General features: G+C 69.8%; 11 protein-coding genes. All 11 read left to right on the plus strand.

What is annotated here, in order from left to right:
* The first annotated feature begins 7 nt into the window (after positions 1-7).
* The 11 genes from ACIHAA_RS00600 to ACIHAA_RS00650 all read left to right on the plus strand — a co-directional run bounded on the left by ACIHAA_RS00600 (position 8) and on the right by ACIHAA_RS00650 (position 13,741).
* Positions 8-1,543, plus strand: coding sequence for an argininosuccinate lyase (locus ACIHAA_RS00600; RefSeq protein ID WP_399811091.1), 1,536 nt, complete (start codon positions 8-10; stop codon positions 1,541-1,543).
* Positions 1,543-2,475, plus strand: a complete 933-nt coding sequence (locus ACIHAA_RS00605; protein ID WP_399811094.1) for a kinase — start codon at positions 1,543-1,545, stop codon at positions 2,473-2,475. Before ACIHAA_RS00600 ends, ACIHAA_RS00605 begins: the two co-directional genes overlap by 1 nt.
* A 47-nt stretch (positions 2,476-2,522) precedes the next feature.
* Positions 2,523-4,778: a pyridoxal-phosphate dependent enzyme gene (locus ACIHAA_RS00610; protein ID WP_399811097.1), complete on the plus strand. Its 2,256-nt coding sequence runs from the start codon at positions 2,523-2,525 to the stop codon at positions 4,776-4,778.
* A 369-nt stretch (positions 4,779-5,147) separates the two neighbouring features.
* Positions 5,148-7,373, plus strand: coding sequence for an MMPL family transporter (locus ACIHAA_RS00615; RefSeq protein ID WP_399811099.1), 2,226 nt, complete (start codon positions 5,148-5,150; stop codon positions 7,371-7,373).
* A gap of 309 nt (positions 7,374-7,682) precedes the next feature.
* On the plus strand, positions 7,683-8,399 hold the full coding sequence (locus tag ACIHAA_RS00620; protein WP_399811102.1) for a BTAD domain-containing putative transcriptional regulator: 717 nt from the start codon (positions 7,683-7,685) through the stop codon (positions 8,397-8,399).
* A gap of 152 nt (positions 8,400-8,551) precedes the next feature.
* Complete coding sequence (locus ACIHAA_RS00625; protein ID WP_399811105.1) at positions 8,552-9,541, plus strand: LysR family transcriptional regulator; 990 nt, start codon at positions 8,552-8,554, stop codon at positions 9,539-9,541.
* A gap of 79 nt (positions 9,542-9,620) precedes the next feature.
* Positions 9,621-9,881 (plus strand): acyl carrier protein, encoded by a 261-nt coding sequence (locus ACIHAA_RS00630; RefSeq protein ID WP_399811108.1) that lies wholly within the window; start codon positions 9,621-9,623, stop codon positions 9,879-9,881.
* Positions 9,882-9,936: 55 nt separating this feature from the next.
* Complete coding sequence (locus ACIHAA_RS00635; RefSeq protein WP_399811111.1) at positions 9,937-11,169, plus strand: beta-ketoacyl-[acyl-carrier-protein] synthase family protein; 1,233 nt, start codon at positions 9,937-9,939, stop codon at positions 11,167-11,169.
* Positions 11,169-12,269, plus strand: coding sequence for a beta-ketoacyl synthase N-terminal-like domain-containing protein (locus ACIHAA_RS00640; protein ID WP_399811114.1), 1,101 nt, complete (start codon positions 11,169-11,171; stop codon positions 12,267-12,269). Before ACIHAA_RS00635 ends, ACIHAA_RS00640 begins: the two co-directional genes overlap by 1 nt.
* Entirely contained in the window at positions 12,270-13,016 is a 747-nt protein-coding gene (gene fabG / locus ACIHAA_RS00645; protein ID WP_399811117.1) for a 3-oxoacyl-ACP reductase FabG, read from the plus strand. It begins immediately after the preceding gene.
* 17 nt (positions 13,017-13,033) lie between these two features.
* Positions 13,034-13,741: a 2-hydroxychromene-2-carboxylate isomerase gene (locus tag ACIHAA_RS00650; RefSeq protein ID WP_399811120.1), complete on the plus strand. Its 708-nt coding sequence runs from the start codon at positions 13,034-13,036 to the stop codon at positions 13,739-13,741.
* Positions 13,742-13,866: the final 125 nt, after the last annotated feature.

The raw sequence follows: 13,866 nt of genomic DNA on the forward strand, positions 1-13,866 counted from the left end.
GACACATATGCCCAACGAACATGAGATGACGGCTGGTTCCAGCGGCACGGGCGGCCTGACCGGGCGGATCGCCGCCGGCCCCGACGCGCTGCTGCGCGCCGAGGTGCTCGAGCCGCAACTCCGCTTCGAGATCGACGCCCTGCTGCCCTGGTACGTCCAACTGGAGAAGGTACTGCTGCTGGAGTACCGCCGGCTCGGCCTGCTGGACGGAGCCCAGGTCGGTGCCATCGCCGACGTGCTCGACCGGGTCACCCCCGAGGCGATCGCCCGGGAGGCCGAGGAGAGCATGAGTGACATCGCCTTCACCCTGGAGCGCCATGTCACCCGTCGGCTGACCTCGGTGCCGCCCGCCTGGCATGTCGACCGCAGCCGCAACGACCTTCAGGCCACCGCCCAGCTGATGCAGGGCCGGGCGCGACTGCTGGACTGCGCCGAGGAGCTGATCACCTTCGGCCGCGCCGCGCACCGGCTGGCCGGCCGCAGCGCCGGACTGGTCATGCCCGGCTACACCCATATGCAGCCGGCCCAGGTGATCAGCCCCGGGTTCTACTTCGCGGCACTGAGCGAGCAGGTGCTGCACACCCTGGAGCGGCTGGAGTCCGTGTACCGGACCGCCGCCGCCTCGCCGATGGGGGCGGGGGCGATGGCGGGACAGGAACTGCCCTGGGACCGGGCCCGGATGGCTTCGCTCCTGGGCTTTGCCGACGTCCGCACGCACGCGCTGCGGGCGGTGGCCCAGCGTGATTGGGCGCTGGAGGCCTGCGCGGAGTTCTCCCTGCTGGGCGTCGCGCTGAGCCGCTTCGTCACCGACCTGATGACCTGGGGCAGCGCGGGATACGGCTTCATCGACCTGCCGGACCACTGGTCGGGCATCTCCTCCGCGATGCCCCAGAAGAAGAACTACCCGGTGCTGGAGCGGATCCGGGGCCGTACGGCGCATCTCGGCGCGGCCTGCACGGCCATCGCCATGGGACAGCGCTCCACCCCGTACAGCAACTCCGTCGAGATCTCCAAGGAGGCGGGGGCCGGGGTGCCCGCGGCCTTCGATGCCCTCGGGTCCGTGCTGCGGCTGTTCGGTGCGGTGCTGGAGAACCTGCAGTTCCGCGAGGACCGGATGCGGGAGGCCTGTGAGAGCGAGTACCTGGGAGGGTTCACGCTCGCCAATCTCCTGACCCTGCGAGCCGGGGTTCCCTGGCGTACCGCCCAGATCGTCGCCGGGCGTTACATCGTGCTGGCCGTCGAACGCGGGCTGCCCCCCGCGGAGCCCGACGGCGCACTGCTGGACACGGTGTTGGCCGCGGAGGGCCACATGACCGAGAACGCCGCGGACCTGCTCACCGAGGCGATGAGCGTGCCGGGCGGTCTCATGGCGAAGCGCTCGGACGGCTCGGCCCATCCGGACGCCGTACGGGCTCTGCTGGCCGATCAGGACACGGAGTTCGACGCACTGGAGGAGCGCTGGTGCGGTCGGCGGGCGGACATCGGTGCGGCGGCGGCCGAGGTCGAGAGGCTGCTCGCCGGACCGGAAGGACGGCAGGAGTGATGAGGGCCCCCGACGCCGTCCTGCGGCAGGATGCCTCGGGGCACCACCCGGCGCCGTTCGCGGCGGTGACGGGTATGAGCACCGCGTCCGGCACGTTCGGCGAGCTGCTCCAGGGAGTGCTGCCCGAGGAGGACGGCGACTTCCTGGTCACCCTGCCCATTGCCCGCTGGGCCCGGGTGACCTTCCACGGAGTGCCCGGCACCGACGTGCTGGAGGTCCGTCCCGCGCACAAGCACAAGGCGCTCCGGCTCGCCGGGATGATCATGAAGTCCTCGGCGACGCCGATGGGCGGCGTGCTGACCATCGAGAGCATGCTCACCGAGGGCAAGGGGCTGGCCAGCTCGTCCGCCGACCTGGTGGCGACGGCACGCGCGGTCGCCAACGCTTTGGGCGAGCCGATGCCGCCCCGTCGGATCGAGAAGCTGCTGGCGCAGATCGAACCCACCGACGGCGTGCTGTACCCCGGCATCGTGGCGTTCTACCACCGCCGGGTGGCCCTCCACACAGAATTGGGCTTCCTGCCGTCAATGACCGTGGTGGGCGCCGACGAGGGCGGCGAGATCGACACGATCGCCTTCAACCGCGTACCGAAGCCCTTTTCCGCCGCGGACCGGGCGGAGTACGCGCGGCTGTTGGAGCGGATGGGCGCTGCGGTGGCTGGTGCCGACCTCGCCGAGGTGGGTGCGGTGGCCACGCGCAGCGCCCTGATGAACCAGGTGCTGCGCCCCAAGAAGAAGCTCGACGCCATGATCGACATCAGTCGCCGGGTGGGCGGGCTCGGCGTGGTGGTCGGCCACAGCGGGACATGTCTGGGGGTGCTCCTCGACACAGCCGAGCCCTCGTATCCGCAGCGGCTGGTGGACGCAGCGAGCGCGTGCTCCGAACTCGTCGGCAACGTCACGGTGTACCGGACCTTGAGCTTCGACCGATGAACTCCGGCATGTCGCCGGTCCGGCGCAGGGATGGAAAGGGAGACCACATGCTGAGCCAGAACGTGATCGAGGCCATCGGCCACACACCGCTGGTACGTCTGAGACTGGGGGCCGACCGGGACGTCCGGGTGTACGCGAAACTCGAGATGAACAACCTGTTCGCGATGAAGGACAGGGTGGCCAAGCAGATCATCACCGAGGCGCGCAGCACCGGTGAGCTGGCCGAGGGCGCCCCGATCGTGGAGAGCTCCTCGGGCACGATGGCCCTCGGGGTCGCGCTGGTGGGCACCGCTCTCGGCCACCCGGTGCATATCGTCACCGACCCGCGGATCGACCGCACGACGCTGGCCAAGCTGGAGGCACTGGGCTGCGAGGTGCACGTGGTGCCCGCGATGGACGCCCACGGCTGGCAGGGCGCCCGGCTGACCCGGCTCCGGGAGATCATGGACCGCAACCCGGGGGCCTTCTGGCCCCGGCAGTACGAGAACCCGCAGAACCCCGCCGCCTACCGGCACGTGGCCGAGGAGCTGCTCTCCGACCTCGACACGGTGGACGTCCTGGTCGGCGCCGTGGGCAGCGGAGGCTCGCTGTGCGGCACTTCGCGCGTGCTGCGCACGTCCCTGCCCGAGCTGTACGTGGTCGGGGTGGACTGCGTCGGCAGTGTGCTCTTCGGGCAGCCCGACCGGCCCAGGAGGCTACAGAGCGGGCTGGGCAACAGTCTGCACCCGAAGAACCTGGACCATGCCCTGATCGACGAGGTGCACTGGCTCAACGACCACGAGGCCTTCGGCGCCACCCGCGAACTGGCTCGCGCGGAAAAGCTGTTCGCGGGCAATACCTCCGGCTCGGTGTACCGGGTGCTGGGCGCCATGGCCGAACGGGCCACGCCGGGCACGACCATCGTCGGGATCTTCCCGGACCGTGGTGACCGGTACGCCGACACCGTGCACAGCGACGCGCACTGGGCCGAGCAGGATCTCCGGCGCCTGCCGGTCGCCGCGGTGCCGCGTCAGGTCCTCGACGGCACGGAGGTCCGCAGCTGGTCGTTCCGCCGCAATCGCGCGGACGCGCCGCGGCCGGCGTTCGTCTTCGTGGAGTCCAACACCACCGGGACCGGCATGCTGGCGCTGCGGATCGCGGCGGAGGCCGGCTACGAGCCGGTGCTCGTGACCGGCGACTCCACCCGGTACGGAGGGCTCGCCGAGACCGGCGCCACGGTCGTGGACTGCGACACCAACGACACCGAGGCCCTGGTCCGGGCGGTGACCAAGGCGTTCGAGCCGGGCTGTATCGCCGCAGTCTCCACGACCAGCGAGTTCTATCTGATGGCGGCGGCGGCGCTGGCCACCGCGGTGGGGCTGCCCGCGGAGCGCGCCGAGGCGATAGCCGGCTGCCGGGACAAGGGACGGCTGCGCGAGACCCTGCAACGGGCCGGGATCGGGCAACCGCTCTTCGAGGTGGTCGAGGACGGGCCGTCCGCCGCCGCGGCCGCCGACCGGATCGGAAGCCCGTGTGTGGTCAAACCGGTCGACGACTCGGGCTCGACGCAGGTGCGCCGCTGCGACTCGGCACAGCAAGCCGCCGAGCTGGCTGGGGAGATCACCGCCCGCACCGCCAATGGACGCGGACAGGCCATGGCCGGGCGGGCCCTGGTCGAGGAGTATCTGGACGCGCCCGAGTACAGCGTGGAGATGTTCGGGGTCGACGGTGTGCACCGGCTGATCGGCATCACCGAGAAGACCGTGACCGGTGCACCCCACTTCGTGGAGTCCCGGCACCTCGTACCCGCCGACCTGCCCGCCGAGGCGGCGCGGGAGACGGCCCGTACGGTGTCGGCCGCGCTGGCCGCGACGGGCCTCGGCCGTGGCCCGAGCCACACCGAGGTGAAGCGCACGCCGACCGGCACCGCCGTCGTCGAGATCAACCCGAGGCTCGCGGGCGGCCTCATCCCCGAGCTGTACCGCCTGGCCACCGGCGTCGACCTGCTCGAGGCCCAGATGACCTACGCCCGCGGAGGCGAACCGCAGCTGCCCGACGGCTTCGCACGCCATGCCGGCATCCAGTTCATCCTGCCCGTCGAGCAGGGGGTACTGGAGCGGGTGGCCGGGGTGCGGGCGGCCCGGGCGGTCCCGGGCGTGGAGCGGGTGACGGTCACCGCAGCGCCGGGCACGCAGGTCGCCCCGCCGACGGACGCATACGGGCGGATCGGTCACATCATCGCCGTCGGCGAGAGCCGGGCGGCGGTCGCAGAGGCTCTCGACCGGGCCACGGCACTGGTCGGCGTCGAACTGAGGGAAAAGTAGGCAGAAGAGCGACAGCAGGTCGATGAAGCACTCTGCCTTCAGCCGCAGCCTTGGCACCGGTGATGGAAGATCGGCGGTGCGCTGCCCCGAAGGCGCCCTGCGGACGGCGGCATTTACGGTCCCCCGCCGTCCAGCAGCCATTTCTCCGCCAAGCTCTCCGCACTCGCCTGAGCTGGCGTTTTCTGATGCGGATGCGGACTGGGCCCGCCGAAACCGGGAGCTGGGTCCGTGCCGAATGGCTGGATGTGGCCCAACCGCCGTCCGACAGCCCCCAGGCGACACGAAGAGCAATTGACGTTTGCTCTTACGCCTGTAATCTCAGACTTACATGTAGAAGAAAGTAGCGACGCGAGTAAGGGGCTGGAGACAGTGGAGAAACGCTCGGTCACCGTCAGGGTGGCGAGTTGGAGCGCGGCTCACCCCTGGCGCGCCGTCGTCGGCTGGTTCGTCTTTGTCGCACTGTGCCTCGGACTGTCGGCCGCCGTCGGTACCCACAGCGCCACCACCGAGGACTACCGGGTCGGCAAGGCCGGTAAGGCGGAGGCGATCGCGACGGAGGGCGGCCTGCAGCGCCGGCCGGTCGAGCAGATCGTCATCGACTCCCGGTCCGGCCCGCTCGACGTGTCCGCGGCCCGGGCCGCTGCCGCGGACGTCACCGCGCGGATGGGCAGGCTCCAGGAGGTCGACCGGGTCCAGAAGCCCGTCCTCTCCCGCAACGGCAAGGTCCTCATGGTCCAGGTCGTCATGACGGGTGAGGAGCTCGCCGCGCGCAAGAAGGTCGGCCCGCTGGTCGAGCAGACCGCGGCCGTGCAGAAGGCACACCCCGAGGTGAGGGTTCAGGAGACCGGCGGCCCCTCGATGAGCAAGGGCCTCGACCAGCAGCGCGGTGACGATCTCGCGTTCTCCGAGATGCTCACCCTGCCGGTCACGATCATCACGCTGATGATCGCCTTCGGCTCGGTGATCGCGGCGGGTCTTCCGGTCCTTCTGGCGCTCTCCTCCATTGCCGCCGCCATGGGCCTGTCCGCCCTGGCCTCGCATGTGCTGCCGGACGCCGGTGTCGGCAACAACGTCATCCTGCTGATCGGCCTGGCCGTCGGCGTCGACTACTCGCTCTTCTATCTGAAGCGGGACCGCGAAGAGCGGGCCAGGGCCGACGGCCACCTCGGCTCGCAAGCCGTCGTGGAACTCGCGGCGGCCACCGCCGGCCGGGCCATCGTGGTCTCCGGTTTCGCGGTGATCGTCTCGACCGCGACGCTGTACCTGGCAACCGACGTCATCTTCTCTTCGCTCGCCACCGGTGCTGTCATCGTCGTCGCGGTCGCCGTGGCCAGCTCACTGACGGTGCTGCCCGCTCTGCTGGCCAAGCTCGGTGCCCGCGCCGAACGCCGTGCGGCCCGCCGTTCGGCCGAGGGCAAGCGGACCCGCGGCCACGGCGGGACGAGCAGAACGTGGAGCGCCCTGCTCGGGCCCGCCACCCGGCGTCCCGGGATCACCCTGCTCGTCTCGGTGCTCATCATGCTGGGTCTGGCAGCGCCCGCCCTCGACCTGAAACTGAGTGTGCTGGGGAAGGACACCTTCTCCCGCAAGATCCCCTCTGTGCAGACCTACGACCGAATGACTGCCGCGTTCCCGGAGATGCTCGTCCAGCACCAGGTGGTGGTGCGCGACGACGCGGACCGCTCACCGCAGGTGGTGCGGGCGATGGAGGACCTGCGCAGGCGGGCCCAGGCGGACCCGCTGTTCGCCAAGGGCGCCGGGTTCGAGCTGAGCTCCTCCGGCGACCGGCGGATCACCAGCCTGATGCTCTCCGTGCCGTTCAAACCCAGTTCGTCCCAGGCGCTCCAGTCCCTCGACCACATCCGTGACGACTATCTGCCCGCGACCGTCGGCAAGGTGCCCGGCGCCGAGGCCTATGTCACCGGTGACATCGCCCGTGACTCCGACTACCTGGACCACCAGAACTCCAAGCTCCCGCTGGTCATCGGCTGCCTGCTGCTGGTGACGTTCGCCGTGACGGTGCTGGCCTTCCGGTCGGTGGTCATCGGCGTGATCGGCAGCCTGCTCAACCTGCTCTCCGCGGCATCCGCTTTCGGCCTGCTGGTTCTGGTCTTCCAGGGCCACTGGGCGGAGGGCCTTCTCGACTTCCACTCCACCGGATCGATCGGCGCTCGGGTGCCGCTGTTCCTGTTCGTCATCCTCTTCGGGCTGTCGATGGACTACCAGGTCTTCGTGGTCAGCCGGATCAGGGAGGCGGCCCAGCGCGGCCTGGACACCCGCAGTGCCGTACTGGAGGGAATCGGCAGCTCCGCGGGCGTGGTGACGAGTGCGGCGGTGGTCATGGTCACCGTGTTCGCCAGCTTCGCCTTCCTCACCCTGGTCGAGATGAAGCAGATGGGCTTCGTCCTCGCCGCCGCGGTCCTGCTCGACGCGTTCATCGTGCGGATCATGATCCTGCCGTCGATTCTCACCCTGTTGGGCAAGGTGATCTGGTGGCCGTCCCGAGGGATGCGCGCGACCCCATCACGGCAGACCGGATTGACTGATTCCGACGGGATTACCCCGTACCGGGCACGGGAGTCCGGGCGCATCTGAACCACGGCTGCCTTATCGGCAGCCGCGCGAAACGGCCTTTCAAACCCCCGGGAAGGCCAGGCGCTGGGCCGCTCACACGCTGAGCGGCCCAGCGTCATTTTGGCTCAGAAACCAGTCCGGAATGGCTGATTCCTTAGCCATATCTGTCAGGTATGACAGGATTGAAGTTTTTGATATTTCTCAGCCGCGATGGGGCAGGCAAAGATGTGGATCAAACGAAGACGGGGGTGTCGAATCGTGGAGATCCGCATACTTGGCTCACTTCTGCTCACTCAAGGAACACGGAGCTGGGACGTCACGTCGAAGCGGGTGAGCTCGGTGCTTGCCCTGCTGGCCCTGACCCCGGGTCGGCCTGTTCCGTTCGACCAGCTCGTGGACGAGCTGTGGGGCGACGAACCCATCGCCAACGCGAAGAATGCGCTTCAGGCCAACGTGACCCGACTGCGCAAGCTCCTGGTGACCGTGGCCGGCGGTGAGGGCAGGCAACTCGTGCGTACCGTGGGCACCGGGTATCTGCTGGACCTCAGACCCGAGGCGATCGACGCTCACCGCTTCGCGGCCCTCGCTGACGAGGGCGCGGCCCTGCTCGGCCGGGACCCCGCGGCTGCGGCCGTCCTGCTGGAACAGGCGCTCGATATGTGGCGGGGCGTGGCTCTGCTGGACGTCAGTGAGGGGTTCCGCTGCCGGACGGCGTCCGAGCGCCTCGAGGAGCGACGGCTCATCGCCTATGAGGACTGGGTCGCTGCGAAGCTGGCGGTCGGTTCGGAACGTACGCCGGTGCCGGAGCTGCGTCAGCTCGCCGCCGAGTACCCCGGCCACGAACGCCTCAGCGAGCTGCTGATGCAGGTTCTGTACCGTGACGGCCGGCAGACCGAGGCGCTCGATGTGTTCCACCAGGCCCGTAGGCGCCTGGCCGAGGACCTCGGCGTGGAGCCGGGGCGTTCTCTGCACGCGGTGTACCAGGCGATCCTCCACCAGGACGACGTCCTCGGGCCTCCCCGCGGCTCCCTGGTGCTCACCGGCTGAGCGGGCCGGCCGCCTCCCGGGGCAGTGATCCGCGCCAAAATCCCGTGCCGGCGTGCCTCAATTACCGTAGTGTTACGGTGATTGAGGCATGTGGCCCTTGCAACGTGGTGGACCGTTGCAGGTGTCTGGGGGAACTGGGGGCTGGGTCTGTCATGCGCGTCGAGTTACGGCACGCCCGACTCGTAGCCGCCATCGCAAGCGCCGGGAGCATATCCTCGGCCGCAGCCAAACTCAACCTTCCTCAGCCTGCAATCTCTTCCCAACTGCGCCGCTTGGAGCGCGAGTTCGGAGGAGAGCTCTTCGTGCGGTCGCACAGCGGTGTGGTGCCCACCCCGCTGGGCGAACGGCTGATCCCGATGCTCGTCGATCTGGCACGGCGCGGTGACGCCCTCATCGCCGAGGTGGCCGCACAGAGCACCGACACGCTGCGGGTCGGGAACGTGGAGTGGACGCCGCCCACCCTCAAGGACGCGATCGCCGCGTCTCTGTCCTCCGCCGAGGTGCAGACCGAGACGGTGGATCCGGCCGACGCCATGAGCGCGGTTGCCGAGGGGCTGCTCACCCTGGCACTGGTGCCCAGTCCTCCGGACCGCCAGACGGCCGATGTCAGAAAGCTGCCTCTCAGCACGGCAGTCGTGATCCGTGAGCCGGTGTGGCTGGCTGTGCCGCCCGGCCACCCGCTGTCCGAACACGGGCTCGTTGGTGCGGCCGACGTGCGGTCCCTCCGCTGGGTGCGCTACGCGCGCGGCCACTGGTTCCACGACCACGAGGACGCGGCCTTCGCCGACCTCGTCGAGGGCCAACCCGCACCGGCACACCGGGTACGCGGGCATCACGAGGCGATGAGCTGGGTCCGCGAGGCCGGTGTGGCTGCGCTGACCGTGCCGACCGGCGCCACCAAGGACGTCAGCCTGGTCCCGGTCGTCGACGCCCACATCTGCGAGTTGCTGCTGGTGTGGCGCACGGGGTCGCTCGCCCGGCCCACGGTGGCGAGCTTGGTGGAGAACGTACGCCGCTACTACTGCGACTACGCCCGTACCATTCCGCGCTTCTGGTCGTGGATGGTGGCTCGCCCCGAGGACTTCCGCGAGGTCGAGCGTTTCCTCACGGACCCTCCGCAGGACCTGCCCGGTTCGGGCTGAGCCGCCTCTCCACTCTCCTTGGGAGCCACGTCAGTTCGCGGTCAGTGGGCTGTCAGCCGGTTGCTCCAGCATCGTCTGCATGACTACTGCAGCCACCAGCGCCGAACGTCGTGCCGAGATCAAGGACATCATCTGCGACATCCTCGAGATCGAGCCGTCCGACATGACCGGCACCAGCCGGTTCAAGGAGGACCACGAGGCCGACTCGATGGGCGCGATCGAGATCCTCTCCACCCTTGAGCGGACGTACGGGATCGACCTCGACCAGAACGTGCTGCCCCGCATGGTCAACCTTGACGCCGTGGTCGCAGTCGTCGACCAGGCCGTGGCCGCCAAGTAGTCGGCGCTGCCCGGCCGGGGCCGCCCCGGCTGGGCGTGAGGGACTGGAGTACAGGGTGTACGACAACGATCAGCGGCCGCGCCAGGTGGTGATCACCGGACTCGGCCTGGTCACCAGCATCGGCCTCGGGGTCGAGGAGTTCCTGGCCGGCCTGCGGGCCGGCCGCAGCGGGGCCAAGCCCATCACAGCCTTCGACACGGCTGGTTTCGCGCACTCCAACGGGTGTGAGGTCGCCGGCTTCGACCCGGCGGAATGGATCCGAACCTTCACACCGGAGGAACTGGGCCGGGCGGCCCAGTTCTCGGTGGCGGCGGCCACCATGGCCGTCGACGACGCGGGGCTCAGCCCGGAGGAGCTCCGCGGCCGCCGGACCATGGTGTCCGTCGGCACCACGGACGCGGAGTCACGCGACCTGGATCTGCTCGTCGGCGAACAACTCGACAAGGGCCCGGAGCACCTCACCCCGGGCGTCGTGCGGCGGGCTCATGCCGGTCGGCTGTCCTCGAGTATCGTCCGTGAGCTCGGACTGACCGACGTCGAGGCCCTGACCATTCCCACCGCCTGCGCGGCCGGCAACTACGCGATCGGCAGCGGCTACGACGCGATCCGAGCCGGTGACGTCGACGTGGCGCTGTGCGGCGGAGCCGACGCCGTGTGTCGCAAGACCTTCGCCGGCTTCTACCGGCTGGGCACCATCGCCCCCGAGATGTGCCAGCCCTTCGACCGGGACCGCAAGGGCATCCTCACCGGTGAGGGCGCGGGCATCCTCATGATGGAGAGTCTGGAGTCCGCCCGCGCCCGCGGCGCGCGTATCTATGCCGAGGTCCTGGGGTACGGGCTCACCTGCGACGCCCATCATCCTGTCGCGCCCGACCGGGACAGCCTCGCCCGTTGCATGGCACTGGCCCATCGCAACGCCGGGATCAGTGCGGGGGACGTCGGCTTCATCTCGGCCCACGGCACCGGTACCAAGGCCAACGACGTGACCGAGGCGGGCGCCATCCGGCAAGTTTTCGACACTCCGCCGCCCACCGTCTCCATCAAGTCGATGGTCGGTCACAGCATGGGCGCGGCAAGTGCCCTGGGCTCTGCCGCCTGTGCGCTGGCGATTGCCGAGGGATTCATCCCGCCCACCATCAACCACAGAGAGACCGACCCGGACTGCGGGCTGGACTGCGTGCCCAACGAGGCGCGGGCCGCCGAGCTGTCCGTGGTGCAGAACAACGCGCTCGCCTTCGCGGGCAACAACGCCGTGCTCATCCTGGGCCGGTACCGGGAGGCCGCCTGATGCCCGCACTGGTCTTCTCCGCCTGGTCGGCGGTGTCCCCCTACGGAGTCGGCACCGAGCAGTTTCGCGCGGGCATCCGGGCCGGCCGCAGCGCGATCGGCGCACTCGACGCGGCGACCTGGCCAGGACCGTTCACCGAGGGTGCGCCGGTGCCGGGCTTCGACGTCGCTGAGCACATCGGCCGCAAAGGCACCCGCACCATGGACCGGGTCACCGCCATCGCGGTGACCACCGTCGGACTGGTGCTGGCCGACGGCGGGCCGGAGCTGGCCTCCCGGCCCGAGGAGACCGGGCTGGTGCTGGGCACCGGCTCGGGAAGCGTGCAGAGCATCATGGACTTCACCCGCGACTCACTCGTGGGAGAACGCCCCTACCACGTCGACCCGGCCCGCTTCCCGAACACGGTGATGAACCGAGCCGCCGGACAGAGCGCCATCTGGCACGGCATCAAAGGGCCGAACACCACCATCGCCGCCGGCCGTCTGACCGGACTGACAGCACTGAGCTACGCCATGCGGCTGCATCGCGGCGGCCATTGTGCGCGAGTGCTGTGCGGGGCGGCCGAGGAGTACTCCGAGCAGCGGGCCTGGCTGGAATGGCACGGCCGGGACGGCGACGACCGGACGTCCCCACTGGGCGAGGGCGGCGCGGTGTTCCTGCTGGAGACCGCGCAGGGCGCCCGGGCTGCCGGCCGACGTGTGCGGGCCCACCTGCTGACCACTCGGTTCCGCGCCTTCGCCGCACCGTCCGACGCCCGCGCCGCCCTGGCGGAATGTGTGCGCGGGGCCCTGAAGCAGGCCGGTGTGCATGCCGAGGACGTGTGCGTGGTGGCCCCCGCACAAACAGGCGGGAGCCTGGCGGGCGTCGAAGAGGCCGCGATCGGGGACGTCCTCGGGCCGACGGTGCCCCGTCTGCTCGCTTGTCGCCCGCTTCTGGGTGACACCTCGGCGGCGACCGTGAGCCTGCAACTCGCGGCGGTGCTGTCGGTGTTCGACGACGAGGAGATCCCGCCCGGCGCACTCGCCCTTGTGACGGCGGTCGACCGGGACGGCACGGCCGGCTGCGCGCTGCTCGCCGCAGCGACGAACGAGGAGAACTGAATGGAGACGAACGCCCGCAGGGTGGCGCTGGTGACCGGGGGTTCCCGGGGCATCGGACGGCACGTGGTCACCGGTCTCGCGCAGGACGGGTACGACGTCGCGTTCTGCTACCGGTCCGACGAGGAGGCGGCGCTGTCGGTCGCCCAGGAGGCCGAGAAGGAGGGCGCGGGCGTGTTCACCGCCCGCGTCGACGTCGCGGACGCCCGCGCCGTACGGGACTTCGTGCGGGCCGCGGAGGACGCGCTCGGCCCCCTGCACGCGGCAGTCTCGTGCGCGGGCATCGTCCGCGACAACCCACTGGTGATGATGCCCGAGGACGAATGGGACGCCGTACTGAGCACCAACCTGGACGGCACCTTCCACCTGTGCAAAGCCGCCGTCTTCGCCATGATGAAGCGCCGGGCGGGCACCGTCGTCACGATGTCCTCCGTGGCGGGTGTGTACGGCAACGCGACGCAGACGAACTACTCGGCGTCCAAGGCCGGGATCATCGGCTTCACCAAGGCGCTGTCCAAGGAGTCCGGACGCTACGGCGTGCGCGTCAACGCCGTGGCGCCGGGCTTCATCGACACCGACATGCTCTCCGGGCTGGCGCCGGAGCACACACGGAAGATGACCGGGCGTATCCCGCTCGGCCGTCTGGGCCACCCCCGGGAGGTGGCGGACCTGGTGTCGTTCCTGGTCTCCGACCGAGCCGCCTACATCACCGGTCAGGTCTTCGGCATCGACGGCGGCCTCGTCGTCTGATTCGGTTGAGGAGCAGCATGCCCCAGAACAAGACTCCCCGCTTCTACTTCTCACTGCGCAGCCCGTACTCCTGGCTCGCCTACATGGAGCTGACGGAACATCACAAGGACCTGATGGAAAGGCTGGAGTGGCTGCCTTTCTTCGAACCGGACGAGACCAGCGCGCGGATGCTGCAAGAACGCGGCGGCCGGTTTCCGTACTCGGAGATGTCCCGGGAGAAGAACCGTTACGTCCTCCAGGACGTCGGCCGGATCACGAAGGCACGCGGCATCGCGGTGAACTGGCCCGTGGACGTCGAACCGGTCTGGGAGGTGCCGCACCTGGGCTACCTGGTGGCGGCCCGGGAGGGCCGCGGGCACGACTACGTGGCCGCGGCCTACCACGCCCGTTTCAGCGAGGGGCGCAACATCTGCGACCCGGCGACCATCGCGGACATCGGCCGCGACCTGGGGATCGGATCCGAAGTGATTTCCCGCGCCGCGGAGGATCCCGACCTGCGCGAGAGGGGTGCGGACATCCTGATGGAGGTCTGCAAGGACGGCGTCTTCGGAGTGCCCTTCTTCGTGCAGGGCTTCACCCGCTACTGGGGGCTCGACCGACTCGACGCCTTCGTGGAGCACCTGCGCACCAAGGCGCCCTCCGTGACATACCTGGCCCCCGCCACCGCGGGCGCGGTGGGCGTCGGCCGCTCGGCCGACGACGGCCACGCGGGCGGCTGCGGCTGACCGTCCCCGGCGAACCGTCAGTTCTCGGTCAGTGCGCTGTCAGCGCGCTCGACCACCATCGATCACGAAGCTGCCTCGACCGCTGCGGACAGCCGGCACGAAGCAGCACCACATGCATGGCCCCA

It is taken from the genome of Streptomyces sp. NPDC052040, from assembly GCF_044548405.1.
In the GTDB taxonomy this organism is placed as follows: Bacteria; Actinomycetota; Actinomycetes; order Streptomycetales; family Streptomycetaceae; genus Streptomyces.

What these genes read in the sequence shown, in the direction of transcription:
- ACIHAA_RS00600 (WP_399811091.1), top strand. Translation starts at nt 8, where the DNA reads ATGCCCAACGAACATGAGATGACGGCTGGTTCCAGCGGCACGGGCGGC.
- ACIHAA_RS00605 (WP_399811094.1), top strand. Translation starts at nt 1,543, where the DNA reads ATGAGGGCCCCCGACGCCGTCCTGCGGCAGGATGCCTCGGGGCACCAC.
- ACIHAA_RS00610 (WP_399811097.1), top strand. Translation starts at nt 2,523, where the DNA reads ATGCTGAGCCAGAACGTGATCGAGGCCATCGGCCACACACCGCTGGTA.
- ACIHAA_RS00625 (WP_399811105.1), top strand. Translation starts at nt 8,552, where the DNA reads ATGCGCGTCGAGTTACGGCACGCCCGACTCGTAGCCGCCATCGCAAGC.
- ACIHAA_RS00630 (WP_399811108.1), top strand. Translation starts at nt 9,621, where the DNA reads ATGACTACTGCAGCCACCAGCGCCGAACGTCGTGCCGAGATCAAGGAC.
- ACIHAA_RS00640 (WP_399811114.1), top strand. Translation starts at nt 11,169, where the DNA reads ATGCCCGCACTGGTCTTCTCCGCCTGGTCGGCGGTGTCCCCCTACGGA.
- fabG (WP_399811117.1), top strand. Translation starts at nt 12,270, where the DNA reads ATGGAGACGAACGCCCGCAGGGTGGCGCTGGTGACCGGGGGTTCCCGG.
- ACIHAA_RS00650 (WP_399811120.1), top strand. Translation starts at nt 13,034, where the DNA reads ATGCCCCAGAACAAGACTCCCCGCTTCTACTTCTCACTGCGCAGCCCG.